We start from the raw sequence: 26,314 nt of genomic DNA on the forward strand, positions 1-26,314 counted from the left end.
CGCGTTACTTACGCAGACCATGGTTCAAAATCATGGACTAACGTCACAACGCGATTCATCAACGGAGAAAACAATGGCTTATTTTGCACTAGCGCTTGGCACAGCAACGAAAAACCGTGACGGAAAAATTATCGAAGCATATTTTCCAACCCCGATTCTTAACCCGAGTGATGCTTTGGTTTCCCAATTGACCCCAATACTCGATTATCAGGGGGGCAACGAAACATTTGAAATCACTCAGGCTCAGGCCGCGGAGCTGGCACAAGCGTTTCAGTCTGAGCAGGAAACCACCAGTGCAGCGTTTGCCACGCAGGCAGCGTCATCTGAACAGCCGCTCGTCGGTGTGATTCTGGCAAGCGATGATCAACCGCAAACCGTCGCAGAAGGGTTCCTGAAGCTTCAGTTGATTTCACACCGTTTAGTTCAGCCTCACGGTACCGTACTGGATGGCATCTTCGGTCTGCTCCACAATATCGCCTGGACAAATGAAGGGCCGATTGACTTGCCGGAGCTCCCGGAACGCCAAATGGAAGCCCGTCTGGCTGGTCGTGTCCTCAGCGTTGACTGTGTCGATAAGTTTCCGAAGATGGTTGACTACGTTGTACCGGCAGGCGTTCGGATTGCGGATACCTCACGTGTTCGTTTGGGCGCGCATGTGGGTGAAGGCACCACCGTCATGCATGAAGGCTTTATTAACTTTAACGCCGGAACGACAGGTGTCAGTATGGTTGAAGGCCGGATTTCTGCGGGCGTACTTGTCGGCAATGGTTCAGATATCGGTGGCGGTGCATCCATCATGGGGACGCTCTCCGGTGGCGGTAAAGTCGTTGTGTCTATCGGTGAAAACTCACTCCTCGGTGCCAATGCCGGGCTGGGTTTCCCGTTGGGTGATCGCTGTACGCTTGAATCGGGTTTATATGTCACTGCCGGAACCAAAGTCCAAATGCTGGATAGAGATGGCAACAAAGTTGAAGTGGTCAAAGCGCGTGATTTAGCGGGAGTCTCCGATCTACTGTTCAGACGTAACTCTCAGACCGGTCAGGTCGAGTGTCTTGCCAACAAATCAGCAGTAGAACTCAATGATGAGCTCCACAGCAATAACTAAATCAGCATGATGCATGAATTCATTTCGGGTGTATTCATCTCTCATTGATTAAAACGAAAGGCCGTCACTGATGTGTCGGCCTTTCTGTTATGACATTCGTCACTTGCCTCTCCATTGGATCTGCTCAAACTCGTCAACCCCTCACCATATCGAACCTGCTAGCAAAGCACAGATTCTTTGCCAGACAAGTGATGAACAAGACGTATTTTTTCAGTAGAATCCGTGGCACTGATATTATGGCGGGTCAAACAAATATATTACACACCGCTATCATCATCAAATATCATTGAATCACTTTGATTCTCTATTGATTACCTGATTGTTACAGAGGCAGATATGCAAAACTTTATCCAGAATCTACCCAAAGTAGAGTTACATCTTCATATTGAAGGCACACTCGAACCAGAATTGATGTTTCAACTGGCAAAACGTAATCAGGTCAATATTCCATTCAATACAACCGAAGAAGTTCAGGCCGCTTATCAGTTTACCAATTTGCAATCCTTCCTTGATATCTATTATCAAGGTGCGGATGTGTTAATTCATGAGCAGGATTTCTTTGACCTGACCTGGGCTTATCTCCTGCGCTGTCAGGCTGATCATGTCATCCATACTGAAATCTTTTTTGACCCACAGACACATACTGCCCGTGGAGTTGCATTTGAAACCGTGGTCAACGGTATCTTTGCTGCGTTAGACAAAGCCAAACAAGAGTTGGGCATTTCCAGTCAGTTAATCATGTGTTTCCTGCGTCATCTCAGCGAAGCCGATGCCATTGAAACCTTCAAGCAGGCCCTGCCTTATCAGGATAAAATCATCGGCGTTGGGCTGGATTCTTCGGAGCAAGGTCACCCACCGGAAAAATTTGCCCGGGTATTCAAAATGGCGCGGGATGCGGGCTTTATTCCCGTCGCTCACGCTGGGGAAGAAGGCCCGGCCAGTAACATCGACGACGCCTTAAATCTATTGGGAGTACAGCGGGTTGACCACGGGGTTCGTTGTGTCGAAGATCCACAACTGGTGCAACAACTGGCTGAAACAAGAATGCCGCTGACCGTCTGCCCGCTCTCCAATATCAAGTTGCGTGTATTTGACAATATGCAACAGCACAACATCGTCGAGTTACTGAGACAAGGCCTATGCGTTACAATCAACTCCGATGATCCGGCGTATTTCGGTGGTTATATGACTGATAACTTCATGGCAGTTGCCAACGCCCACGAGATGACTCATGCTGAGCTTGCTCAGTTCACACTCAATGCGATTGAAGCCAGCTTTATCTCAGCGACAGAAAAGGCGCGTATGGCATCAGAGGTTAAAGCCTATCTCAATCACACTGATACAGAATAAATAACGGCATCACAGCGGAGGCTTTGTGGCAATTTACATTTTTGGCTATGGCAGTCTGATGAATTCATCTTCACGACAGTTGACCGGACAGACCGGTGTAACCAGCCCGGCTGTGGTTGACGGCTTAACCCGGACTTGGGGAATGGTGGATGACAGTTATCAGGCTTCACCACTGGTTGTCCAGCCCGGAGACGGTATCGTCAATGGTGTGCTGCTCAATGTATCACCCCAAGAACTGACCCAGTTCGATCAGCGCGAACGGGGATATCAGCGTATTCAGTTGGATATCGCCGACATCAACACTGAATTGCCACTCTCCGCTCAAGATGCGGTGTGGGTTTATGTGAAGAGTGAGCCAATGGCACCGACTCATGAGAGCCCGATCCTGCAAACATATATCGATACGGTTCTTACCGGTTGTCTTGAAGTTTCAGAGGCCTTTGCTCACCTGTTCGTCAAGCACACTCATGGTTGGGAGCATCCGCTGGAGAATGACCGTCACGCACCTAAGTACGTCAATTACGCAGGGATCTCCCCGGAACACTGGCCAAAAATAGACCAAATCCTTACACAGGTTCTGGCCTGATAGTCCATGGCCTCTTCACCGAGGCCTTATTTTATATTGCCCTCACGAAAACGCAGACTTTTGCGGTCACCACATGTTTATACCAACCCCTTCATGATAGAATCCGGCTGTTTTACAGAAAAGATCACCAAGATGGCATCATCCGAAAACATACCCCATCTCTACGGGCTGTGATGTAATCATTTTGCTGCGTCATATTTTATCTGAATGATGTATAGAGGAATACAATGGCCACGATCAAAGACGTTGCACGTGAAGCCGGGGTGTCTGTCGCAACCGTTTCGCGTGTCGTCAACCAGTCCCCGAAAGCCAGTCAGTCATCGATTACGGCAGTCAAAACCGCAATGCAAAAATTAGGTTATCGTCCCAATGCCGCAGCCCGTGCACTGGTGAGTCAAAGTACCAATATTATCGGCGTTCTGGTCAATGATGTATCCGATCCATTTTTTGGCACACTGGTGAAAGCTGTCGATAAAATAGCCCACGCAAATGGTAAACAGGTACTGATCGGTCATGGTTATCATCATGCTGAACAGGAACGCAAAGCCATGGAGCTGTTGATCAACAGCCGTTGTGATGCGCTGGTCATTCATGCGAAAGCACTTACAGATGAAGAGCTGATCGACTATGCCCGTGAGGTCAAGTCGCTGGTTGTGATCAATCGTTACATTCCTGAAATCGCAGATCGCTGTATCTCTCTGGATAATTTTAAGGGAGCGTATCTGGCGACGGAATACCTGATTAAAAATGGTCATCAAAAGATTGCCTGCATCAGTTCTTCACACCTGATTGAAGATACCGACCAACGTATTCTCGGATATAAAGCGGCGCTTCATGATTATGGCATCTCACTGCCTGCCAGTTATATTGAGCAAGCAGAGCCCAATACCGAAGGGGGCGAAATCGCCACCACCAACTTATTGCTAAAATCGCTGGATATCACAGCTATCGTTGCCTACAACGATAATATGGCCGCCGGTGCAATTTTTGTATTGGAAGAAAACGGCTTAAAGTTACCGGATCAGGTCTCCATTGTCGGTTTTGATGATGCGTTAATTGCTCGCTATGTCAGCCCTAAATTAACCACGGTTCTCTACCCGATTCAACTGATGGGAGAACAAGCTGCACAGCTAGCGCTCAATCTAGCCAAAGGCACCCCATCAGAATCGCAACCGCTGCGTTTTTCACCGACGTTGATCAGGCGGGACTCGGTTAAAAAACAGATCTAACCACTCGCCAAAAAACCTCCGCGCTGAAAAGCTGCTCCGAACCTGCCGTTGTCACAACCGGAGAGAGTGGAAAGAATGAATTTTTTCGACCACTGACTGCTATTTTTATGCACAATTCTTCTAAACTAAAAAGTAAGGAATCGGTGAGAAAATCGTAGCAAAGGGTATCGGCATGAGTCATCTTGATCACAACGATGTTCAACAGACATCCCATCAGCGCAGTCTGAATGAACAGTTTGTTGAAATTCATGAACATATTCGCGAGCAACTGCCTCAAATCGCTCGAATCTCATTTGCCCTGTACGAATCATTTTCAGACCACTTAAAAACTTATGCCGACAGCACCCCGGACAATGAGATTTTAATCCACTACGAATATCCACTGAGTCAGCTCCCCGGACTGAAGACCTGTGCTGTTGAGCGATGTGATCGCTGTATCAACGAGCCGACTCGATCGCTGGAAACCGATACGCCGCACAATCAATGGCTCAAACAGCAACGTTTTGGCGCATCACTTGCCTCCCCGATGTATTATGACCATGAATTTATTGGTTTCATTTTTATCAATACTACCGAGGGGTATTGTTTCGACGAATCGCTCTGCCAGCAACTGTCAACACATATCGACACGATTCGTCAGGCAATTGAGCGTGAATACGAAACCATTCATAAGATTCTGGATATGACGGGTTTCATTCTGAAACAGAATCCGAAACATTTGGCTCAAAGCCGCGATCATCAAGAGAGAATGTATTATTTCTCCAAAATCATCGCCCGGGGCGTCTCACAACAATATCATCTGGACGATGAACAAATCGACCATATCACGCTCTTTTCTCGGTTGCATGATATCGGTAAGCTCTCGATACCACATCATTTGCTGTTAAAACCCGGAGGTCTGGGGGAGATGGAAAGGCGACAGGTCATCGGGCATATTGACAAAGGGATTGAAATTATGGAATCAGTCTTGTCACACGCCAACTGTCTACATCATGCCTGTATCCAGACACTGAAAGAGATAGTTTCCTACCACCATGAGTTGATGGACGGTAGCGGTTATCCGTTCGGTCTCAAAGCCGATGATATTCCGGTCTCCGCGAGAATCATTACTGTCGCGAATATTTTTGATGCACTGACCACCCATCGACCTTATAAACAGGCTCGCTCTGTCCCGTTTGCCTTACTGGAATTAGAGAAAATGGTTGCCGAAGGTAAACTTGATAAACATTGTGTCAATGCGCTGAGAAACCATCAGGAATTTTTAAAAGATATCACCCGAAAATACCCGGAGCCGGATCCCAGTCATTTCTCCGACTAAATCACCATTCCTTTATTTCAGCCATTGAGAAGCGGAGTAAGTAATTTTCTAACGCAACTTATCTCGAAATACATCACAAAAACGAATCGTATAAAGAACAAAGTTATCGAAATAATCTTAAAGTAAAGCTAACCCAATCAAAACTTTGAAATTCAATGAAACAACCAGTTAATCGCTAGCTATAAAATATAATACGAGTAAAGATAAAGGCCTGTGTCTGATGACGCCCTCCGAGTCATATATCGTGAGTTCACTTGGGCATAAGCGCCACCAAATAATACAGTCTAATAATGGATATACCTTATGCTCAACAAAGGACATCAAACACATACCGATTGCAGTTCGTTGGCGACACCCTACGAATGTTTACTCTACTGGGCTGAATCACGGCCTGATGATATCTATCTGAAACAGATCAGACATCGCCGCTTTGAGACGTATACATTTGCTCAAGTGGCCGACCATGCTCAAAGGTTGGTCAGTGCATTACATGAGCTTAACCTGAAACCTGAAGACCGGGTCGCAATCATTTCGAAAAATTGTGCTGAGTGGTTTATTTGCGATCTGGCAATTATGCTGGGCGGTTTTGTCAGCGTACCGATTTTTCCAACTGCCAACGCAGACACCATCGATTATTGTCTTACTCACAGTGAGTGCAAAGCAGCGTTCATCGGCAAACTGGATGACATGACAGCAGTGATGGACGTTCTGAATCACAAACCTGATTTGATCAGTATTTCCCTCCCGTATGATAGTGCGCCACACTGCCAATATCAGTACCACCAACTGATTCACGATCATCCTCCCACGATCGACAAACCGGAACATGATTCTCAATCACTCATGTCAATTGTTTATACATCCGGTACATCCGGTACCCCCAAAGGTGCGATGTTAAGTTATGGGGGGTTCGCTTGGTCAGTGAGTCAGTTAAGCCAGTGTATCGGAATCAAGCATCATGAACGGGTTTTCTCATATCTGCCGCTGGCTCATATTACAGAGCGCGTTTACATTTTTGGTTCTTCCATCTTCTGCGGATTACAAACAGCATTTCCGGAGTCTCTCGATACATTTATTGAAGATGTGAAAATGCATTGCCCGACACTATTCCTTTCAGTCCCCCGGTTATGGACGCTTTTTCAGCAGCGTATTCTGGATACCATCCCACAGAAACGACTTGATTTCCTCCTCAAAATCCCATTGATTCGAACCATCATCCGCAAGAAGGTTGCCCATGCATTAGGTCTGAATAAAGCAAGAGTTCTCGGCTGTGGTTCGGCTCCGGTCTCCCCTGATTTATTACTTTGGTACGATAAACTGGGTTTGCCGATTACGGAAGCTTGGGGAATGACGGAGTCCTTCGCCTACTCAACACTTAACTATCCTTATCAAAAATCCAAAGTAGGTAGTGTCGGCCTTGCCGGGCCCGGTGTAACGCTCAAGATAGCGGAAGAAGGTGAAGTTTTAGTTCAGAGTCAGGGGCTATTTACAGGTTATTACAAAAATGAACAGGCAACCCGTGAAGTCTTAACCGATGATGGATGGCTGAAAACCGGTGATATTGGCAAGATTGATTCGGAAGGTTATCTGTTCCTCGTGGGGAGGAAAAACGATACCTTCAAAACAGCAAAAGGTAAATTTGTCTCTCCGGTTCCGATTGAGAAAAAACTCTATCAGGCCAGCCGCGTTGAAATGCTATGCCTCATCGGTTTAGGTCTCCCCGGACCGATACTGTTGGTTGTCCCACATAACATTCCCAATTTCGATAAAGCCCGATATGAACGTTCAGCCAAACGTATCGTCGCAACGATCAATCAGGAATTGCAATCTCATGAACAAATCAAAGGGGTGTTAATGGTTAAAGATATCTGGAATATTGAGAACGGCATTCTGACACCGACATTAAAAATCAAAAGACACTTGCTGGAAAAACAATATCACCAACTGGGATTACACTGGCCAAAAGATAAACTTGTGGTATGGGAAGATGCGATCTCCGAAAATCGTCCATATGGCTAATCTCATGAATGATTTTCGGATACTTGGAGCAAAAGGCAAATACCGGAATAAAGGTTGATTAATCCCAGAAATATTTTTGACACTCTTTCCGGGCGTCTTCCCGACTCAAACCGACATCTTCCAACAGATGTTCCGGCAATTCTGATAATTGCCGGCGAGTCTGATAATTTTGCTGCCAGTGTTTTATCAAAGAGTAGATATTCTTAACCCAAAAACGATAAGTATCAATCAAAGGCGGTTGAATTTTATTGACAATCTCGTTCATAGTTTATCCTTGATATATGGTGTTTTCGTGGTTAAATAATTATCGAAAATGGTTCATGGCACAAACGATAAAATCTGACACTCAATTAAGGAAAACTTAAGTGAAAAGTCGCCTACCTCCTTTACAATCTGTCTATTATTTTTACATGGCAGCACAAGCAGGCAGTTTCAAAATTGCGTCCGAGCAGCTCTTTGTCAGTGCCGCTGCAATCAGCCAGCAAATTCGTCAACTAGAAGAATGGTTGAAATGTGAATTGTTCATTCGTCAGCACAGGCGTGTCCATCTGACAACGGAAGGACAAATCCTCTATAAATATGCCCAAAAAGGGTTTTCCGAACTCTATGCGGGCATACAACATTTAACTCAGGATCCGTCACCGAATCAGCTGTCTATTTCAACCCATCCGGCTTTCGCCCAACACTGGCTCGTCCCCAAACTTCAAGAGTTCAGACAAAAACATCCGGATATTATACTGCTGATCGATCCGAAAGATGCATTGGTGACGTTTCAGGATGATTCAGTTGATCTCTGTATTCGTTATGGACAAGGAAACTATGAAAATCTGACCAGTATCAAACTGATGGATGAAGTACTCTATCCCGTTTGCCATCCGCTCTATCAAAAACAGCATCGCATTGAATCGGTCAATGACTTATATCGTGTTGATTTAATTGAAGATATGATTCCAGATATGAGTTGGGAACTGTGGCTGAACTCTATCGGAGCACCAACCGGGCGTCCAACCCTTCAGTATGAGGGATCACTGTTTGTACTGGAAGGGGCGTTAGCCGTACAAGGTGTTGCCCTGATGAAGCACACTCTGGCCCATCGCTATATTCAGGAAGGTAAACTAATTCGCATTGGGCATCAGGCCATTCGTTCCCGTTACAGGTATTATATCTGTGCCCCAGAAAGCTACCTGCAAAGAAAAAAGGTCAAAGTCTTTATTGCTTGGATACAAGAACAAATTGAAACCTTCACGCTTTCGGGTTTAAACGAGCTTGATATTATTGAACAGACCATCATCGAACGTACATGAAAAGGTTCATCGTGGATTAGCGAAAACTGAAAATAATCACTATTGCTAAAATCGGTGGTTTCAGGATAACAACAAAAAGCCCCGTCAGCTTTTGCTACGGGGCTTTGACATTAAAGGGTTAACTCAAAGAATTACTTCTTAGCGTTACGTTCTTTAACTTCTGCAATCACTTTCTCAGCAACGTTTGCTGGACATGCTGCATATTTTTCGAACTCCATAGAGAACTGACCACGACCAGAAGTCATCGTACGTAGAGTACCGATGTAGCCGAACATCTCAGAAAGAGGAACGTCTGCTTTGATACGTACGCCAGTTACACCAGCTTGTTGGTCTTTAATCATACCACGACGACGGTTCAGGTCACCGATGACGTCACCAACGTGATCTTCCGGAGTGAACACGTCAACTTTCATGATAGGTTCTAGAAGCTGAGCGCCCGCTTTTGGCATTGACTGACGGAATGCGCCTTTCGCTGCGATTTCAAATGCGATTGCAGATGAGTCAACTGCGTGGAAGCCACCGTCGAACAGTTCAACTTCAACATCCAGAGTCGGGAAGCCAGCCAGCACACCGTGCTGCATCATGCCTTCAAAACCTTTCTCAACTGCTGGCCAGAATTCCTTAGGAACGTTACCACCAACAACAGTTGATTTGAAAGTGAAGCCAGAGTTTGGCTCACCTGGTTTGATACGGTAGTCGATCTTACCGAACTGACCAGAACCACCAGACTGTTTCTTGTGCGTGTAGCTATCTTCGATTGCTTTGGTGATAGTTTCACGGTAAGCCACCTGAGGAGCACCGACTTCCAGCTCAACGCCGTAAGTCCGTTTCAGGATATCTACTTTGATGTCTAGGTGAAGTTCGCCCATACCTTTCAGGATGGTTTCGCCAGAATCTTCGTCAGTCTCAACCTGGAATGATGGATCTTCTGCAACCATCTTACCGATCGCGATACCCATTTTCTCAGTTGAACCTTTATCTTTCGGAGAAACCGCGATAGAGATTACTGGTTCTGGGAAGATCATTGGTTCCAGAGTACATTCGTGTTTTGGATCACACAGTGTGTGACCAGTTTGAACGTTCTTCATACCAACAACTGCAATAATGTCACCCGCTTGTGCTGAAGTGATTTCAGTACGGTCATCAGCTTGCATCTCAACCATACGGCCGATACGCTCAGTTTTACCAGTTGCTGCGTTAAGAACTGTATCGCCTTTCTTCATCACACCTGAATAGATACGGATGAAAGTCAGCGCACCGAAGCGGTCATCCATGATCTTGAATGCCAGCGCTTTCAGCGGTTCTGCCGCGTCAACGATCGCTTTCTCACCAGTAGGCTCACCAGTTTGTGGATCAGTCAGGTCTTGTGGATCAACTTCAGTTGGGTCTGGCAGGTAATCAACAACTGCGTCCAGAACCAGCTGAACACCTTTGTTCTTAAATGCAGAACCACAGAAAGTTGGGAAGAACGCCAGATCACGAGTCCCTTTACGAATACATGCTTTGACTTGCTCAACAGTTGGTTCTTCACCTTCCATATAAGCCATCATCAGCTCGTCGTCTTGTTCTACAGCCGATTCGATCAGAAGCTCACGGTACTCTTCTACTTGATCAACCATATCTTCAGGAACTTCTTTGATTTCGTAGTTTTCTGGCAGACCTGAGTCATCCCATACGTAGGCTTGACGGTTCAGTACATCTACAACACCGACGAAGTCATCTTCACGACCGATCGGTAGCGTCATAACCAGTGGGTTCGCTGCCAATACGTTCTTCACTTGTTCAACAACGTTGAAGAAGTCTGCACCCATACGGTCCAGTTTGTTGACGAAGATGATACGAGCAACTTCGGATTCGTTCGCGTAGCGCCAGTTAGTTTCTGACTGAGGTTCAACACCGCCAGAACCACAGAATACACCGATACCGCCATCTAGAACTTTCAGTGAACGGTATACTTCTACTGTAAAGTCAACGTGTCCAGGAGTATCGATAACGTTTAGACGGTGGTTTTTCCACTCACAAGTTACCGCAGCTGATTGGATAGTAATACCGCGCTCTGCTTCCTGCTCCATGAAGTCTGTAGTCGATTCACCATCGTGAACCTCACCAGTTTTATGGATCTTACCAGTAAGCTTAAGAATACGCTCAGTGGTAGTGGTTTTACCCGCGTCAACGTGCGCGAAAATACCAATGTTTCTGTATTTCGATAAATCTGCCATTGTCTTACTCTGTTAATAAGGTATAAAGTGCGCGCAGAGTATATCATAATCCGTCAAGACTGATAGCCCCGCTCGCGGTTTGGTGAAAAATATTTTCTATCCTCATATTTGCAGGGATTTCCAATATTTTTGTTGGTTATTCATTTGAGAAACAAGTACATTTCCCAATCTGTGCAGTTACAGCTCATCAAATGCCTGAATCGCATCGGCCAATTTTTTAACCGCATGGATTTGCATCCCTTCTATCCCGCCTTTCGGCATATTTGCATGAGGGATAATGGCTTTTTTAAACCCATGTTTGAAAGCTTCATTTAACCGCTCCTGCCCGCTCGGTACCGGCCGAATCTCTCCGGCGAGGCCAACTTCACCAAAAATGACCACATCTTTGGGTAAAGCCCGGTCTCGAAAGCTCGACAATAATGCCATCACCAGTGCCAGATCTGCGCTGGTTTCGGTGACTTTCACGCCACCGACCACATTCACAAACACATCTTGATCAGCCATCATCAGACCACCGTGCTTATGTAAAACGGCCAGAAGCAAAGAAAGACGATTTTGTTCAAGGCCGACCGCCACCCGGCGCGGATTCGCAAGTTGCGAGTAGTCCACCAACGCTTGAATCTCGACCAATAGCGGACGCGTGCCTTCCCAGACGACCATCACAGAACTACCGGACGTTTCTTCTTCACCTCTGGATAAAAATATAGCAGAGGGATTGCTGACTTCTCTCATACCATGCCCGGTCATCGCAAAAACGCCCAGTTCATTCACTGCCCCGAAGCGGTTTTTGTGACTTCTTAACGTTCGGAAGCGGCTGTCTGTTCCACCGTCCAATAACACGGAGCAGTCAATAATATGCTCAAGCACTTTCGGTCCTGCCAGTGTCCCATCTTTTGTTACGTGACCGACAATAAACAGTGCAACATGATTTTGTTTAGCGTAACGGGTCAATGCCGTAGCGGATTCCCGAACTTGAGCGACACTACCCGGCGATGACTGAACATCAGCAACATGCATGACTTGAATTGAGTCAATCACCATAACCTTCGGTTGCTCTTGTTCTGCAATCTGGCAGATTCGATCAACACTGGTTTCGGATAACATTCGGAGCCGATCTTTCGGCAATCCCAAACGGGAAGCTCGCATCGCAACCTGCTGGAGCGACTCCTCTCCGGTGACATATAGCGTCGGAACCCCGTTGGCGAGATAACACATGACCTGTAACAATAACGTTGATTTCCCGGCACCGGGGTTGCCACCGATCAGGATTGCAGCACCGGGAACGACGCCACCGCCTAAAACACGGTCTAACTCTTTGAACCCACTGGTAAAACGAGGGACTTCTTGCAGGTCAATATCCGCCAGTGTTTGAACTTTGGCTTCAGTCACTCCGCCTGCATAACCACTCAATCGCTCATTCCGAGAAACCTGAGGAGATGCAGCCAAACGGACTTCCGTAATGGTATTCCATGCACCACATGCATTACATTGCCCTTGCCAGCGAGGAAAATCCGCACCACAATCATTACAAACGTATGCTCTTTTTGTCTTCGCCATATCCCCTCAACTCGACTATGGAATGTGATTCAGTATACAGTTTAATTCGACTGAACCCGAAAATAACAAATAACTCATTAAATAATTGACGAAAAAAGCCGATAATTATTTCAGAGCGTGGACATCATAAATAATTATGCAAAAAACAGAAATTAGATCTATCGCGGAAAAATTAATTCCAGCTTATAAGTCAGAGGATTTTGAAAAAATTCTGTCACAGATGACGGAAAGTGAACAGCCCTCTGTCAAATTGCTTGTAAAAATGGAGTTGAATCGAGTCATGGGGCCCTGCACCAAGATCGTCGATCTCCGTGGACGTGTTCAGGGTGAATGTCGAGAATACCTCCTGAATGGCCTGCGTCATTGGCTCGATGATGTCGCCTTTAATGACTACTACAAATATGTCAAAAAATTTGGCGGCTATACCGAAGGGGTATGGGAAGCACTTTATAATACCCGTAACAATTTTCGGGTCATGAAAGAAAGAAATACAGACAACCAACCCAGTCTTACCGATTCAAATAGCCCTTTTGAAGTAGAAACGATTCAATTAGGCTACGACCTAAAGCGCAGAGAGAACCGGATGAAGCTTGCTTCACAGGTTGATATCACATTATCAAATGGACAACTGGTTACTGCTGTCACACTCGACTTCTCCCCTTCTGGTGCAAAAATCAAAGTTCCCGCAGCTTTTGACTATAAATTGGGAGAAAGCATCCAGCTTCATTTCATGGAACTTGAGCAAAAACATCCGCATCTTGAAGCCCTACAATCTCCGATAGAGTATCGCATACTCGGTATCGATGAATCGCTAGAAAATGATGCAGTCAAGTTTCTTCGGCTGATCAAACTGACCGAAACGCAGGTGATCGAACAAGTCATTCAGGAACACCTGTTCAATGAAACCCAGAAAGCACGTCACGACAATCAAGACAAAATCATGCGGGCCAGAACCCGAGCCTACGAACATACATTTTTGAAACATGCTTGTCAGTTGCCGATGTTCTTTGAAGGGAATGAGCTCAAAGTTGTTCTTTTGACCGAAAGTAACCATGACATCTGGCAGTATTGGCATGATGAAAGAAATCAACAATCGCTGGGCAATCTGTTTAACCCGCAACGGATGTCGCTTCTTGCCAAGCAAGGAGTGAGCGAAAGTAGTAATACCCTCTATACCTTCAAACATGACTATCAGGAAAGATGTTTGTTTTTTTCCATGATGAAGTCAGAAGCAACACCTGAGTTGCGTAAATTATTTTGGCACATTGGTGCAAAGAAAGAATCGTGGCGCGCTTTTCGAATCTCAATGTTTGAACTCAGCACTCAGGAACGGGAAAGTCTTGCTACAGAATCACCGGAGCTGACCAAGCATCTTTCATCACTGACTCACTGCGGGATATTACAAGAAGTCAGTAATCCAGAAACCGCTTCAGATTATCTACTCGTCGATAAACCGAAAATGCCCAGTAGTGAGTTAAATATATTTCGTCATCCAAGAAAAGTGAACGGTTACCCTATTTCTATTTTCTTTGATGCCCGTTCTCAGCGCAAAGAGCCACGCTATCGGCTGAATTCTCCGGTTACAATCCAAACGACTCAAGGCGATTTCATCACCGGAAAAACCATTGATCTGTCCAAACGGGGGGTTTACATCACCCTTGAAACGCCTGTTGTCCTGAAGGTCGGAGATCCGGTCAATGTCGATTTTATTGAACTCAAACTCTATAACAAGAAATTACCACTGGGTCAGGTCCCCTATCAGGTCGCTCGAATTACACCGAATGGTCAACGCATTCAATTATCCATTCAGGAGGACAGTCACACCATAAAAATCATTCGTTTTTTCAATCGTTTAATTGAAAGCAACCGGGATAAGTTAATCGAAAACAACGAAGTACGCCCTACTTTGGCGCTACTCGAAGGGTTGCATCACATCCTCTTAGATAAAATTGTCTGCTCACCGATCTTTGTCGAACGTCAGGGGGCTTATCTCAAAACCACTGCGATTGGGATCAGTAGTCCACTGTCACCTTATCAGATTTTACTGGCAAAACTCGGGCACGGGGAAGGCTATATGTCTCTTGATCCGATTTTCAAAGGACATAGTAATACCCTGATCGCGCAACCCATGAAACATGTCGATGGCGCAAGGCCTCACTATTTTGATATCTATTTTTCCGTCAGAAAATTCGGTAGCCGGATCCAGTCAATTGAAACGCGCTTGTTATCTGATTTTACAACTGCCCAAGAACGAATTTCTTTCATTCAGGACTCATTAGTTATGGGAGATATTTATATTCTCAGATATTGTGCAATCCCTGTATTTCACCCTGTCGCGACATTGCTACGTTCCGATCTGGATGAACTTTCACTCATTAGTATGCATCACGCCAAAAGCATCGAAAAATCGATTGCTTCAATTGTCGGTTATGGTGAATTTTTCGATATCACCGAAGAAGTGCTACTCCGTCTGGAAATCAACTAGTTCGGCATCAGAAGAAGCGGCAAGATACGAGATGCCAATCGTATCTTGCTGCTCATCATGAAAACGGCAAGACTAAGAGTGCAATACCAAGCTTACGGATAAAATACAGAGAATACCACCCAGCTGAGCATAGCGAATCGCAGACTGAGCCTGAGCTTCGACTTTCGGTTTGGCATGAAACGCAACCCCCAATCCGGCGGCATCCATCATTACCAAGTCATTTGCACCATCACCGACCGCAACCGTATTGGCAGGTTTAAGACCATATCGAGTCGTCAGGCGGCGTAAAATGTCTGCTTTGGTCTGCGCAGAAACAACATCACCTAATACGTTTCCTGTCAGTTGACCATCGACAATTTCCAATACATTAGACTGCGCGAAATCCAACTCAAGCATCTCTTGCAAGTAATCCGAGAAATAAGTAAATCCACCGGACGCAATTGCAGTTCGCCAACCGAACTCTTTTAATGCCGAGATCAACTCCCGCAATTCCGGCATCAAAGGCAGCACCTCCCGAACTTGTGCAAGAATATTTGCATCAGCACCGGTTAACTGAGCAACACGTTGACGGAGACTCTGCTCGAAATCAAGCTCTCCCTGCATGGCTCGTTCCGTGACTGCTGATACTTCCGCTCCGACACCGGCCAACTTAGCAATTTCATCAATACATTCAATCTGAATCGCAGTTGAATCCATGTCCATCAGTAACAATCCAGGCTGGCTTAAATCAGGAATCGCCTCAATACTGGCATAATCAACCTGTAACTGTTGTAGACTCTGTTCATGAGATATCGTTAAATCTCCGGCCATTAAAGCTACATCATAGTAACCAACTCGCCAAATTCGATTGATCGGATTAAACATGCCGGTTAATTCATCAAGCTGAGTAAAAAAATCAGAAGACAGGGAGGCACTGTATAAAATCCAGTTCGCCTGAACATCTTGAATCCGTTGCTGCAACTGTTCAGCGAGTGGCGTTTTTTGTGTAATTAACAATGTCTTTTGCGAGTTCATGAAATTTACCTGTAATGAAAGTAACCCGACGTTAACCTATTGCAATTTAAAAACGCAAGTATCAATATGACTTCTGATAAAATTTCTTGTGGTTAAGGTACGATGAGTGGTTCCCTGTTCTCGCTACGTGTAGTTCTACGCATCATTGCAGTCCTCAGTGTCGTCATGATGTTTGTCTTTACGGCAGAAAACAGCGTGATGATTAGTAAAGGCAATGAAAAAATTCAGGCCAATCAACTGGAGACTCTGACGAAACTGCTGATCTCGCAAGCCTCGCTCACGGCCAGTCGCTTTTTAGTTGAGCAGGATGAAGAAAAACTGAAGTCTCTGACCAATCAACTGGCACGCGATCGATTAGTGTTTGACGCAACGATTTATGATGCTGAAGGTGTGCAAATTGCCGCAAGCGACTCAGCACTTAGTGTCCGGGATGTCTTAGGTCTGGATACACCGCTGAAAACAGCGAGTATTGGCAGACAACAGTTGGTTGAACCGGTTTTACACGACAACAACGTGATCGGTTTCATTCGCATTACTTTTGAAACGGGGAAAGTGACGGCTATATCCGATCACCATTATCGGAAAAGTGATCGTTATATGTATTTGATGATCTTGGCAAGCTTTACCAGCGGTATTCTGCTGACCTTATTACTCCATCGTCAAAAAAGACGAGCTCGTCAAGGTGAAAATTTGTTGTTAAAAAATGCAGGGTGAACACAGCCACCCTGCCCATTCAATTGCTCAACCAAGTCAAGCCTTACTGCGCATCACCTATCAGTACAGATTCAAGCGCAATCTCAATCATGTCGTTAAATGTCGTTTGACGCTCCTGAGCGGTGGTCTGTTCGCCAGTCTTGATATGATCGGATACGGTACAAATCGTTAACGCTTTTGCACCATATTCGGCAGCAACACCATAAATACCGGCCGCTTCCATCTCTACACCGATAATGCCGTATTTATCCATTACATCAAACATGTCTGGATCCGGTGTATAAAATAGCTCCGCTGAAAACAGGTTACCGACTTTCACATCAATACCGCGCACTTTGGCAGCTTCTTCAGCCGCTTTCACCATCTGATAATCAGCAATAGCCGAAAAGTCATGATTTTTGAAGCGAATACGATTGACTTTTGAATCAGTACAAGCCCCCATTCCGATGACCACATCACGGATATGTACATCTGAACGCACCGCACCACAGCTACCAACGCGAATCACTTTCTTGACACCAAAATCTTTAATCAGTTCGGTGACATAAATAGAACAAGATGGAATCCCCATGCCATGCCCCATCACAGAGATCTTCCGCCCTTTAAACGTTCCGGTATAACCGAACATGTTTCTCACGTCGCAAACTTGTACGACATCGTCTAAAAAGGTTTCAGCAATATATTTTGCTCTAAGTGGATCTCCCGGCATCAAGACGACATCGGCAAAATCTCCCATTTCAGCATTAATATGTGGCGTAGCCATCTTTTTCTCCTTAACTAACTATCAGATCACACTGATTAATATGAATCAGAACTCTGAGAAACTTCTGTACCTTCCAATGTTGCCAATAGATCATTCAACAAACTGGATGCACCGAAACGGTAGTGGCGGCTGTCAGCCCATGCTTCTCCCATCATTTCATCAGCCATTGACAGGTATAACGCAGCTTCCTGTGCCGTTCTTACGCCACCGGCTGGTTTAAAACCGACTTTATCGGCTACACCCAAATCACGAATCACTTCCAACATCATCTTGGCATACGCTGGTGTCGCATTTTCTGCGACTTTTCCGGTCGAGGTTTTAATAAAATCGGCACCCGCGCGAATCGCGATTTCCGAAGCTTGCTTAATGAATGCTTCTGTTTTCAATTCGCCTGTTTCAATAATCACTTTTAACAGTACATCATCACCACAAGCCGCTTTACATTGTTTGACCAAGTCAAAACCAACCTGCTCATTCCCGTTTATTAAAGCGCGATAAGGAAAAACCACATCAACATCATCCGCACCGTAGGCAACCGCAGCCCGGGTTTCTGCAACCGCAGCTTCAATATCATCTCGTCCATGAGGGAAATTAGTGACCGTCGCAATCCTGATATTCGGCGTACCTTGCTCTCGGAGCGTTTTTCTAGCAATAGGAATAAATCGAGGGTAAATACAAATAGCAGCCGTTGTTCCAAAAAGTGTCTGCGCACTCTGGCACAATGAAATCACTTTTTCTTCAGTATCATCGTCATTCAACGTGGTTAAATCCATTAAGGTTAACGCCCGTTGAGCTGCTGATTGTAATTCGTTCATACACCACTCCGTTTTTAATAAACCATCTCAAATCGACATCCGACTATTTTATCTCACCAACAAGTCAGGAATACAGGAGAATAACCTCTCTACCGATGACGCAATCGATTTGTATCTCATTCTATTATTGGCGATCGAAATCGTCACAAATAAAAAAGGCCTCAAGGTATCGACCCTGAGGCACATTCATAATCAGTGATCGCTCTATTCTCACTAAAAGGAGAGGAAGAATCCGGCAATCGTTGCAGCCATCAGATTAGATAATGTTCCGGCAATCACTGCTTTCACACCCATCCGAGCAATATCATGTCTGCGATTCGGTGCAATTCCACCCAAACCACCTAACAAAATAGCAATAGAAGATAAGTTCGCAAAACCGCATAAGGCGAAAGAGATAATTGCTGTTGTTTTCTCTGACATCACATGTCCTGTTGCAGCAACAACCTGAGCCTGATCACCAATATAAGGCACAAAGTTGGAATAAGCGACAAACTCATTCAAGACGATTTTCTGCCCGATAAATGAACCGGCCGTTGTTGCCTCAGCCCAAGGAACACCGATGATAAAGGCTAATGGTGAGAACAACCAGCCAAGGAGTAGATTTAAAGAAAGTTCAGGCATTCCAAACCAGCCACCGATACCGCCAAGCATACCATTGATTAAAGCAATCAAGCCGATAAATGCCAGTAACATTGCACCGATATTCAACGCCAGTTGCATCCCTGTGGATGCACCGCTTGCTGCCGCATCAATCAAGTTCGATGGTTTGTCGTTGCCTTCATCAAAATCCGTCAGTTCCTGACTATGTGGTGTTTCGGTTTCTGGTTTCATAATTTTCGCAAACAGTAAACCACCCGGTGCGGCCATAAAAGAGGCTGCAACCAGAAACTCCAAACGAACACCCATTGCAGCATATCCGGCAAGAACACTACCAGCAATCGAAGCCAAGCCACCACACATGATGGCAAACAGTTCAGACTGTGTCATTTTCGGCACGTAAGGACGTACCACTAATGGCGCCTCGGTTTGACCAACGAAGATGTTTGCAGCAGCAGACATGGATTCCGCACGAGAAGTACCCAACGCTTTCTGCAATGCACCACCAATAATTTTAATGGCAATCGGCATAATACCAATGTAGTAAAGCACCGCAATCAGAGAGCAGAAGAATACCACCGCCGGGAGAACTTGAAACGCGAAGATGAAACCCAGCCCATCAACCGAGAAGTTCACTAAGTTGCCGAACAAGAATCCTGTACCATCTTTGCCGTAGTTAATGACGTTCTGCACACCAGCGGTTAATCCCGCCAGAAGATCGCGTCCCCAAGGGTTATAAAGAACAAAACCACCTAATAAAAATTGGATGGCAAAAGCTCCGCCAACCGTTCTAAAATTGATCGCTTTACGATTATCTGAAAGCAGAAAGGCAATTCCAATTAGAACAACCATTCCCACTAAGCTCATAAACAAGCCCATAGTTTATGAATCCTTATACGTGAATTATTCGTTTGAGTGGAGGAAGACGTTTCGGTGGCGGATTATACGATGCCCCAAATCAAAAGCAATTACGGGTCACACATTTATCCACAAAAGAAAAATCATTCACCACAATTATTGATACTAATCACAAAAACTGCCAAACCGAAAGCCATTCAACATCATCAGTTAACAAAAAATCAACATCAAGCAAATAAAATCATATGCAATAGAAACACAATACGACAATTTGCAGATATCAAACGATTGCACCAAAAAATAGAATCAGCCAGCAAAAATAACTATATCAGATAAACCACTTGAGAATTTTGTGGCATATCAAACATTACATTATATAGAAATATCAACTATTTGATCGTTGAACCTTCTATCCTTGAAATTGCACCAAAATGAAACAAAAATAAATTAAATTACAAAAATAAACGATGCAATTCACAAAAAAACCGCACCTTTCCTCATAAAATAGGTTGTTTTTAACAAAAAACAAACACAAACCGTTAAATATCATATTAGGTATTAAGAAAAATGTGACACATACTAAAAAATGAACTTTTGGGGAAGGTATAAAGCCAATAAACGGCTCACCTCTCTGAACATTAAATAATTAATAGTGTGAATGAGTGAGAAAGATAGGCCAATCGAGATACAGAGTGGAAATACAATGTGACTGAGCGCCTCCAATCAATCCGGTTTAAGGTCAAAGATCTGATGGCTGTTCTGCCATAAGCGCTCTGCAATATCTGCCACGACACACTCCCTCAGTTGCGCCAAAACTTGCAAAACCAACGGTAAATATTTGGGATGATTCGGCTGCCCCTGCAATCCGCACAGAGGCATATCGGGGGCATCCGTTTCCAGCACTAAAGCCTCAATCGGAAGTTGAGCAACAGTTCGACGCGTCTTTGCGGCCCGTGGATAGGTAATCACGCCACCGATACCAATTTTAAATCCCAATTGGATAAATGCCTGTGCTTGTTGTTCACTGCCAGAAAATGCATGTAATACTCCACCGTGGGTAAACTGATGCTGTTTGAGCAACTGTAACAAGCGTGACTGCGTCTTACGACTATGGAGAATCACCGGTAATCCGGCATTCTGAGCGATACTCAGTTGAGCAATAAAGATCTCTTCCTGAATCACCGACGGAACATCGACGACAGCATCCAACCCACACTCTCCGATCGCGACACAATTCTCATCAGAAGCTGCCAGATGCTCTTCTAAAAACGTCACCCGTTCAGAGCAAGTCATTTCAGCACTATCGGTATTTAAAAAATAGGGATGAAAACCAAGGGCATAGTATAATTGCTGCGGTGCGATAGTCGTCAGTTCTTGCACGGCATCCCAGTTGCTGATCCCCACCGAAGGAATCAGGAGACGTGAAACACCGGCATCAGAAGCCTGCTGCCAGTGCCACGCTATTTCAGACTGAAATGGCTCAAAATCAAAATGGCAATGCGTATCAAACAGTCGAGGCTTAACTATCTTTACCATCTTTTTGCTTTGCATTGCTCGTCTCACTCCGATAAGGCACGCAACTTCGTTTTTGTGCCGGTGTTAAGCCCATACGCTGACACCAGTTATCGTAACGAGCCAGACAACGTTTCAACCAACGCCACATCAGCCTGTCCTCCGAACAATTACTGTTCTTCTCGTTTGAAAACTAACTCTGTTGCAGTGGACTCTCCGGCATCATAGCGATACCCGGCGACATCGAATTCCAACAATTTCTCTACAGATGAAATCCGATTCTCAACAATATAACGAGCCATCATGCCTCTCGCTTTTTTTGCATAGAAACTAATCACTTTATATTGACCATTTTTACAGTCTTTAAACACCGGCGTGATCACTTGAGCATCCAATCCTTTAACATGAACTGCTTTAAAATACTCGTTTGATGCCAGATTCACCAGAATGTTATCTCCCTGCTCTTGAATGGCCTCATTCAGCTTGTCAGTAATCACATCGCCCCAAAACTGATAAAGATTATTGCCACGAGGATTGCTCAGTTTCGTCCCCATTTCCAACCGATAAGGCTGCATTAAATCAAGGGGCTTCAGTAAACCATAAAGGCCAGATAACATCCGCAAATGTAGCTGCGCATAATCCAGATCACCATCAGAAAGGCTCTCTGCTTCAAGCCCGGTATACACATCACCTTTAAATGCCAGAATCGCTTGTCGAGCATTCTCAAAAGAAAATTGTTTATTCCACTCGGCAAACCGGGCGACATTCAACCCGGCAATCTTGTCACTCACTTTCATCAGTGAAGCGATATCGGCAGGGTTAAGCTGGCGACAGACGTCGATTAAAACTTCTGAATGGTCAAGCAATTCAGGCAGCGTATGTTTATCGGTCTTCAAGGGCGACTCATAATCTAGGGTTTTAGCGGGGGAAACGACGATTAACATACTCTATTCCTTTCTCTGCTGATCAATATTGATTGTTATATGTGTGACGAATCAGATTCACAGTGAATCCGATACTTTCTATTGCATAGCGTACAAAAAAAGCCATGCATTGTCTGCATGGCTTTCTCAATCCTTACTATCGGTTTTACCAATAATTAATCTTTCGACTTTTCCCAAATGCCTTCTTCTAGCTGAGATTGCAATTCAGGGTAGTCCTTCACATTAAAGGTTGGTAGTTTGCCGGCTTTCAACTGGCGGTTATAATCTTTTGCCAACTTCACGACGATGCCGGATAACAACAGAATCGCAATCAGATTGACAATTGCCATCAGTCCCATCGACACATCAGCCATCGACCAAACAGTCGGTAATGTCGCTAAAGAACCAAACATGACCATCGCAAGGAAAACTACCCGGAAAATCGCTAAGCCTTTTTTATTGTTGTGTTCAAGGAACACCAAGTTTGTTTCAGCATAAGAGTAGTTGGCAATAATTGACGTGAAGGCAAAAAAGAAAATAGCAAAGGCAACAAAAATACTGCCCCATCCACCGACCTGAGAGTCCAGCGCACGCTGAGTTAATTCAATCCCGGTAATTTCACCATGCGGCACATACTCACCCGACATCAAAATAATCGCAACTGTGGCAGAACAGATCACGATAGTATCAATAAACACACCCAGCATCTGTACATAGCCCTGAGACGCAGGGTGCGGTGGATATGGTGTCGCCGTTGCAGCAGCATTCGGTGCAGACCCCATCCCTGCCTCATTTGAAAACAGTCCACGTTTGACGCCATTGATCATCGCTTGAGCAATCATATAGCCCAGACCTCCGGCAGCTGCTTCCTGAAAACCAAAAGCACTTTTAAAAATCAGGCCAAATACTGCCGGAAGCTTATCAAGGTTCGTCAACAAAATGAAAATCGCAATCGCCAAATAGGCCAGAGCCATCAACGGGACGATTAATTCAGCCGTGCGAGCAATTTTCCGAATACCACCAAAAATCACAAACGCGGATAAAATCACAATTCCAGTCCCGATATACACTGGTTCATAGCCAAACGCAGTATTCATAGCATTGGTAATTGAGTTGGCTTGCACCGCATTGAAAACCAGACCGAATGCAATCATCAGGAAAATGGAGAACAGCACCCCCATCCAACGCATTCCTAAGCCTTTTTCCATGTAATAAGCAGGACCACCACGATAGTTACCATCACGATCTTTGGTCTTATATAATTGCGCCAATGTACTTTCGGCAAAGGACGTCGCCATCCCGACCATCGCAGTCATCCACATCCAAAAAATAGCGCCCGGCCCACCGGCTGTGAGTGCCACGGCAACACCTGCCATGTTTCCGGTTCCGACTCTGGCGGCAAGACTGGTACATAAAGCCTGAAAAGAAGAAATGCCCGCAGTATCTGATTTACGGCTATTTTTCAACACACTGAACATATGGCGGAAATGACGAATTTGAATAAACTCAAGTCGGACGGTAAAGTAAATTCCGACGCCCACCAATAGATAAACAAGGATTGACCCCCAAAGCAGGTCATTTAATAAATTGATTAAGTCTGTCACAAGAACCTCTTTAAGAGTTCAGAGCACAAATTTGCTCTACACCATCACTTGATATTTCCCTATCTTATAATAATTTATTAGCAACAGTCCCTGTTGTTCCTAGCATATATATCCGAATAAATCGCAAACACATTCACTCAGCGCGGAAGATAATGCTATCGAACAAACAAAAAATCAATACACAACACTGTCCGAAAAAGCTATTTTTATAATCATACTCCTAACAATTCCACACAAATAAAAAACAAAAAACCAACATTTATTTAAAATAATGCTTTACAAAATTGCTAAAAAAAGCGAATTTTAGAGCGACAGAGGCGTTGTATGATTCAAGCGTTTCACCAATGTTGACAGTTACCTAAGGCGTTACCGAAGACAAGTCACCTGATTCGCTTGGAACATCACCTCAAAATTGACACATTCAGTTGTCCATCACTCAAGTTTGTTAACAATCTCAGAAAAATTTGTAGTATGCTCGTGACGTCTGATAGCACAAAAAACGTACAATTTTATTTTCCTCAGCATAAAAACAGGGATCTTTGTTCAGAAATAAGTCATCAAATCGAAACAAATGAGAAACATATCATAGATATACTTACTTCAGTTGTGATATTTAAGACTCATACAGAGCAGATTTCGTCATAGAGCATACATAATAGAAGAGGCTAATTATGGATGATTTGCACTTTGAAGATTTACTTGAAAAAGAGATTAGTAAAATCCGAGTAACCCGCTCTAAACCAACAAAGCGAATGTGGAGAGAAATAGAAGCGATACGCGATAAACGCCGATTACAGAAAGAACTGATGGAGATGGATATCAGTCTTGAACTCGATGATATCGATATCTGAGAGAATAAAAAGGTTCCCGGAGGGGAACCTTTTTACTTATTACTTACCTTCCAACATCTCTTCTCTAACAAGCTGAGCGAGCTGTTTATATCGGTCCGCAATGGTCTCACCGAAAACGGGATCATCTTCGTTTTGCGTCCATTGCCCTTCAACATGCTGCCAATCCTCAACAGTAAAGGTCTGCTTAATCAGCGGCAAAATGTCTTTTTCTTCCAGATCCAAATGACGTTTCTGTTCCACAATAAAATCAGATAACTGATTGATAAATACATCCTGAGGAACAATAACGTCCTGCAAAATCATATCAATCACGCCAAGAAACTCATGTGTTTTTTCCGACAGATTACGATGGTCAGCTTCCAGATCAGCGATATACTCCCTTTCCCCGTACTTTTCCATATAGTACTGGTAGATTAAATCCTCTTTTGGATGGTGCGCGGCTTCGGAATGTGAACACAAATAATCGACAATCTCTTTAATCAGGGAGTAATTGACGGCCTGTTCATTCTGAAGTCTTTGCAACTTCCGCTTGAGGATGGCTAATAAACGGGCCATGTAGCCATGTTCCCGACGAATCCGTTCTATCATCATGTCGCCTCTCCGGTTCATAATATGATAAACAAATTGTATATAACTTGTCGGGAAACTGATTTGATTCTGGTCGTAAAAAATACAATTTCTCTCTGAGGTGATTTAGTCCAGAATTGGTTGCCAGTTGACAGGCGTCTCGCCATGTTCTTGAAGATACTGATTTGCTTTAGAAAAATGTTTACAGCCAAAAAAGCCGCGATGAGCCGATAACGGAGAAGGATGAGGCGCGGTTAAAACACAATGCTTTTTGCGATCAATAAAATGACCTTTTTTCTGCGCATGAGATCCCCACAGAAGAAAAACAACGTTTTGCCGATGCTGGTTAATTTCCGCAATCACTTTGTCTGTAAATGTCTCCCAGCCGGTACCCGCATGAGAATGGGCTTTACCTTGTTCAACGGTTAAAACCGTATTGAGCAGAAACACACCTTGCTCAGCCCAACTTTTCAGATAACCGTGTTCCGGTATCGAAAAACCGGGAACATCTTGCGCAAGCTCTTTATACATATTGACTAAGGAAGGGGGTGCTTTTATGCCCGGCAACACGGAAAAACAGAGCCCATGAGCCTGACTCGGCCCGTGATACGGATCTTGTCCGAGGATGACAACTTTCACGTCACTGAATTCCGTATAGCGAAAAGCGTTAAACACATCCTTCGCTGGCGGATAAACCACCTTTCCTTGCCGACGCTGTTGCTCTACATAAGCAAGCGTTTCTTGAAAATAAGGCTGCTGTTTTTCCGTACCGATTACATCGTGCCACGTCAGTGAGTTTGTCATGAACCATCCTAAAGTAATATCGAGAATGGTTCTATTCTACTCATAAACAGAATCGAGTTGCACCTGCAAAGATGTCAATTCGTTTTATCGACCACGCGGTGGCACACCGCGATGGCGTCC

At 44.6% G+C, this 26,314-nt stretch carries 23 protein-coding genes; 10 read left to right on the forward strand and 13 right to left on the reverse strand.

All coding sequences use genetic code 11. The features are described 5' to 3' along the window. The first annotated feature begins 73 nt into the window (after positions 1 to 73). The 6 genes from dapD (at position 74) to VRK_RS11330 (ending at position 7,607) form a co-directional block, all read left to right on the forward strand. On the forward strand, positions 74 to 1,105 hold the full coding sequence (gene dapD / locus VRK_RS11305; RefSeq protein WP_059121465.1) for a 2,3,4,5-tetrahydropyridine-2,6-dicarboxylate N-succinyltransferase: 1,032 nt from the start codon (positions 74 to 76) through the stop codon (positions 1,103 to 1,105). A 336-nt stretch (positions 1,106 to 1,441) separates the two neighbouring features. Further along, positions 1,442 to 2,455, forward strand: coding sequence for an adenosine deaminase (locus VRK_RS11310; RefSeq protein ID WP_059121466.1), 1,014 nt, complete (start codon positions 1,442 to 1,444; stop codon positions 2,453 to 2,455). A gap of 31 nt (positions 2,456 to 2,486) precedes the next feature. Then, positions 2,487 to 3,041 (forward strand): gamma-glutamylcyclotransferase family protein, encoded by a 555-nt coding sequence (locus tag VRK_RS11315; RefSeq protein WP_059122745.1) that lies wholly within the window; start codon positions 2,487 to 2,489, stop codon positions 3,039 to 3,041. A gap of 227 nt (positions 3,042 to 3,268) precedes the next feature. Beyond that, positions 3,269 to 4,270: a substrate-binding domain-containing protein gene (locus tag VRK_RS11320; RefSeq protein ID WP_059121467.1), complete on the forward strand. Its 1,002-nt coding sequence runs from the start codon at positions 3,269 to 3,271 to the stop codon at positions 4,268 to 4,270. Positions 4,271 to 4,442: 172 nt separating this feature from the next. Then, positions 4,443 to 5,588 carry an HD domain-containing phosphohydrolase gene (locus VRK_RS11325; protein ID WP_059121468.1) on the forward strand — a complete coding sequence of 382 codons (1,146 nt, stop codon included), beginning with the start codon at positions 4,443 to 4,445 and terminating at the stop codon, positions 5,586 to 5,588. Between the two features lie 303 nt (positions 5,589 to 5,891). After that, positions 5,892 to 7,607 (forward strand): AMP-binding protein, encoded by a 1,716-nt coding sequence (locus tag VRK_RS11330; RefSeq protein WP_059121469.1) that lies wholly within the window; start codon positions 5,892 to 5,894, stop codon positions 7,605 to 7,607. Between the two features lie 58 nt (positions 7,608 to 7,665). On the opposite strand, the gene VRK_RS11335 is transcribed toward VRK_RS11330, so the two are convergent. Then, positions 7,666 to 7,872, reverse strand: coding sequence for a DUF1127 domain-containing protein (locus VRK_RS11335; RefSeq protein ID WP_059121470.1), 207 nt, complete (start codon positions 7,870 to 7,872; stop codon positions 7,666 to 7,668). 100 nt (positions 7,873 to 7,972) lie between these two features. Here VRK_RS11335 and VRK_RS11340 point away from each other — a divergent pair, with 100 nt between their 5' ends. After that, entirely contained in the window at positions 7,973 to 8,911 is a 939-nt protein-coding gene (locus VRK_RS11340) for a LysR substrate-binding domain-containing protein (protein ID WP_059121471.1), read from the forward strand. 131 nt (positions 8,912 to 9,042) lie between these two features. Here the strand turns inward: VRK_RS11340 and fusA are convergent, their stop codons facing one another. Both fusA and radA read right to left on the reverse strand, forming a co-directional pair. After that, a complete protein-coding gene (gene fusA / locus VRK_RS11345; protein ID WP_059121472.1) occupies positions 9,043 to 11,130 on the reverse strand; it encodes an elongation factor G in 2,088 nt (695 codons plus the stop codon). Between the two features lie 177 nt (positions 11,131 to 11,307). Next, positions 11,308 to 12,687, reverse strand: a complete 1,380-nt coding sequence (radA, locus tag VRK_RS11350; protein WP_059121473.1) for a DNA repair protein RadA — start codon at positions 12,685 to 12,687, stop codon at positions 11,308 to 11,310. Between the two features lie 136 nt (positions 12,688 to 12,823). Between radA and VRK_RS11355 the strand changes: the two genes are divergently transcribed. Beyond that, entirely contained in the window at positions 12,824 to 15,172 is a 2,349-nt protein-coding gene (locus VRK_RS11355; RefSeq protein ID WP_059121474.1) for a PilZ domain-containing protein, read from the forward strand. A gap of 72 nt (positions 15,173 to 15,244) precedes the next feature. On the opposite strand, the gene serB is transcribed toward VRK_RS11355, so the two are convergent. Next, positions 15,245 to 16,186 carry a phosphoserine phosphatase gene (serB, locus tag VRK_RS11360; RefSeq protein WP_059121475.1) on the reverse strand — a complete coding sequence of 314 codons (942 nt, stop codon included), beginning with the start codon at positions 16,184 to 16,186 and terminating at the stop codon, positions 15,245 to 15,247. A 102-nt stretch (positions 16,187 to 16,288) separates the two neighbouring features. On the opposite strand from serB, the gene VRK_RS11365 reads away from it, so the two are divergent. Further along, the gene (locus tag VRK_RS11365) at positions 16,289 to 16,900 is read left to right on the forward strand and encodes a YtjB family periplasmic protein (protein ID WP_059121476.1); all 612 of its coding nucleotides are present in this window, start codon (positions 16,289 to 16,291) and stop codon (positions 16,898 to 16,900) included. A 43-nt stretch (positions 16,901 to 16,943) separates the two neighbouring features. Here VRK_RS11365 and deoD read toward each other — a convergent pair whose 3' ends face one another. The 7 genes from deoD to VRK_RS11400 all read right to left on the reverse strand — a co-directional run bounded on the left by deoD (position 16,944) and on the right by VRK_RS11400 (position 23,972). Then, positions 16,944 to 17,663: a purine-nucleoside phosphorylase gene (deoD, locus tag VRK_RS11370; protein WP_059121477.1), complete on the reverse strand. Its 720-nt coding sequence runs from the start codon at positions 17,661 to 17,663 to the stop codon at positions 16,944 to 16,946. Positions 17,664 to 17,698: 35 nt separating this feature from the next. Continuing rightward, positions 17,699 to 18,478 (reverse strand): deoxyribose-phosphate aldolase, encoded by a 780-nt coding sequence (deoC, locus tag VRK_RS11375; RefSeq protein ID WP_059121478.1) that lies wholly within the window; start codon positions 18,476 to 18,478, stop codon positions 17,699 to 17,701. A gap of 213 nt (positions 18,479 to 18,691) precedes the next feature. Next, positions 18,692 to 19,954, reverse strand: a complete 1,263-nt coding sequence (locus VRK_RS11380; protein ID WP_059121479.1) for a NupC/NupG family nucleoside CNT transporter — start codon at positions 19,952 to 19,954, stop codon at positions 18,692 to 18,694. 702 nt (positions 19,955 to 20,656) lie between these two features. Further along, positions 20,657 to 21,469: a TatD family hydrolase gene (locus tag VRK_RS11390; protein ID WP_059122746.1), complete on the reverse strand. Its 813-nt coding sequence runs from the start codon at positions 21,467 to 21,469 to the stop codon at positions 20,657 to 20,659. Further along, positions 21,453 to 21,596, reverse strand: a complete 144-nt coding sequence (locus VRK_RS21290) for a DUF5363 family protein (RefSeq protein ID WP_197413094.1) — start codon at positions 21,594 to 21,596, stop codon at positions 21,453 to 21,455. The genes VRK_RS11390 and VRK_RS21290 overlap by 17 nt, the downstream gene beginning before the upstream one ends. 19 nt (positions 21,597 to 21,615) lie before the next feature. Further along, positions 21,616 to 22,389 (reverse strand): peroxide stress protein YaaA, encoded by a 774-nt coding sequence (gene yaaA, locus VRK_RS11395; protein ID WP_059121481.1) that lies wholly within the window; start codon positions 22,387 to 22,389, stop codon positions 21,616 to 21,618. A gap of 155 nt (positions 22,390 to 22,544) precedes the next feature. Beyond that, a complete protein-coding gene (locus VRK_RS11400; RefSeq protein ID WP_059121482.1) occupies positions 22,545 to 23,972 on the reverse strand; it encodes an alanine/glycine:cation symporter family protein in 1,428 nt (475 codons plus the stop codon). Between the two features lie 671 nt (positions 23,973 to 24,643). On the opposite strand from VRK_RS11400, the gene VRK_RS11405 reads away from it, so the two are divergent. After that, positions 24,644 to 24,823, forward strand: a complete 180-nt coding sequence (locus VRK_RS11405; protein ID WP_038183314.1) for a DUF3545 family protein — start codon at positions 24,644 to 24,646, stop codon at positions 24,821 to 24,823. Positions 24,824 to 24,862: 39 nt separating this feature from the next. Here the strand turns inward: VRK_RS11405 and VRK_RS11410 are convergent, their stop codons facing one another. Then, positions 24,863 to 25,414, reverse strand: coding sequence for a hemerythrin domain-containing protein (locus VRK_RS11410; protein WP_059121483.1), 552 nt, complete (start codon positions 25,412 to 25,414; stop codon positions 24,863 to 24,865). Between the two features lie 102 nt (positions 25,415 to 25,516). Beyond that, positions 25,517 to 26,194: a uracil-DNA glycosylase gene (ung, locus tag VRK_RS11415; RefSeq protein WP_059121484.1), complete on the reverse strand. Its 678-nt coding sequence runs from the start codon at positions 26,192 to 26,194 to the stop codon at positions 25,517 to 25,519. Between the last annotated feature and the right edge of the window lie 120 nt (positions 26,195 to 26,314).

The organism is Vibrio sp. MEBiC08052 (assembly GCF_001506075.1).
Classification (GTDB): Bacteria; Pseudomonadota; Gammaproteobacteria; order Enterobacterales; family Vibrionaceae; genus Vibrio.

Bases quoted from the DNA above. Each gene is read 5' to 3' on its own strand.
- dapD (WP_059121465.1), top strand. From the start codon at position 74: ATGGCTTATTTTGCACTAGCGCTTGGCACAGCAACGAAAAACCGTGAC.
- VRK_RS11310 (WP_059121466.1), top strand. From the start codon at position 1,442: ATGCAAAACTTTATCCAGAATCTACCCAAAGTAGAGTTACATCTTCAT.
- VRK_RS11320 (WP_059121467.1), top strand. From the start codon at position 3,269: ATGGCCACGATCAAAGACGTTGCACGTGAAGCCGGGGTGTCTGTCGCA.
- VRK_RS11325 (WP_059121468.1), top strand. From the start codon at position 4,443: ATGAGTCATCTTGATCACAACGATGTTCAACAGACATCCCATCAGCGC.
- VRK_RS11330 (WP_059121469.1), top strand. From the start codon at position 5,892: ATGCTCAACAAAGGACATCAAACACATACCGATTGCAGTTCGTTGGCG.
- VRK_RS11335 (WP_059121470.1), bottom strand. From the start codon at position 7,872: ATGAACGAGATTGTCAATAAAATTCAACCGCCTTTGATTGATACTTAT.
- fusA (WP_059121472.1), bottom strand. From the start codon at position 11,130: ATGGCAGATTTATCGAAATACAGAAACATTGGTATTTTCGCGCACGTT.
- radA (WP_059121473.1), bottom strand. From the start codon at position 12,687: ATGGCGAAGACAAAAAGAGCATACGTTTGTAATGATTGTGGTGCGGAT.
- VRK_RS11355 (WP_059121474.1), top strand. From the start codon at position 12,824: ATGCAAAAAACAGAAATTAGATCTATCGCGGAAAAATTAATTCCAGCT.
- serB (WP_059121475.1), bottom strand. From the start codon at position 16,186: ATGAACTCGCAAAAGACATTGTTAATTACACAAAAAACGCCACTCGCT.
- VRK_RS11365 (WP_059121476.1), top strand. From the start codon at position 16,289: ATGAGTGGTTCCCTGTTCTCGCTACGTGTAGTTCTACGCATCATTGCA.
- deoD (WP_059121477.1), bottom strand. From the start codon at position 17,663: ATGGCTACGCCACATATTAATGCTGAAATGGGAGATTTTGCCGATGTC.
- deoC (WP_059121478.1), bottom strand. From the start codon at position 18,478: ATGAACGAATTACAATCAGCAGCTCAACGGGCGTTAACCTTAATGGAT.
- VRK_RS11380 (WP_059121479.1), bottom strand. From the start codon at position 19,954: ATGGGCTTGTTTATGAGCTTAGTGGGAATGGTTGTTCTAATTGGAATT.
- VRK_RS11390 (WP_059122746.1), bottom strand. From the start codon at position 21,469: ATGGTAAAGATAGTTAAGCCTCGACTGTTTGATACGCATTGCCATTTT.
- VRK_RS21290 (WP_197413094.1), bottom strand. From the start codon at position 21,596: ATGTGGCGTTGGTTGAAACGTTGTCTGGCTCGTTACGATAACTGGTGT.
- yaaA (WP_059121481.1), bottom strand. From the start codon at position 22,389: ATGTTAATCGTCGTTTCCCCCGCTAAAACCCTAGATTATGAGTCGCCC.
- VRK_RS11405 (WP_038183314.1), top strand. From the start codon at position 24,644: ATGGATGATTTGCACTTTGAAGATTTACTTGAAAAAGAGATTAGTAAA.
- VRK_RS11410 (WP_059121483.1), bottom strand. From the start codon at position 25,414: ATGATGATAGAACGGATTCGTCGGGAACATGGCTACATGGCCCGTTTA.
- ung (WP_059121484.1), bottom strand. From the start codon at position 26,194: ATGACAAACTCACTGACGTGGCACGATGTAATCGGTACGGAAAAACAG.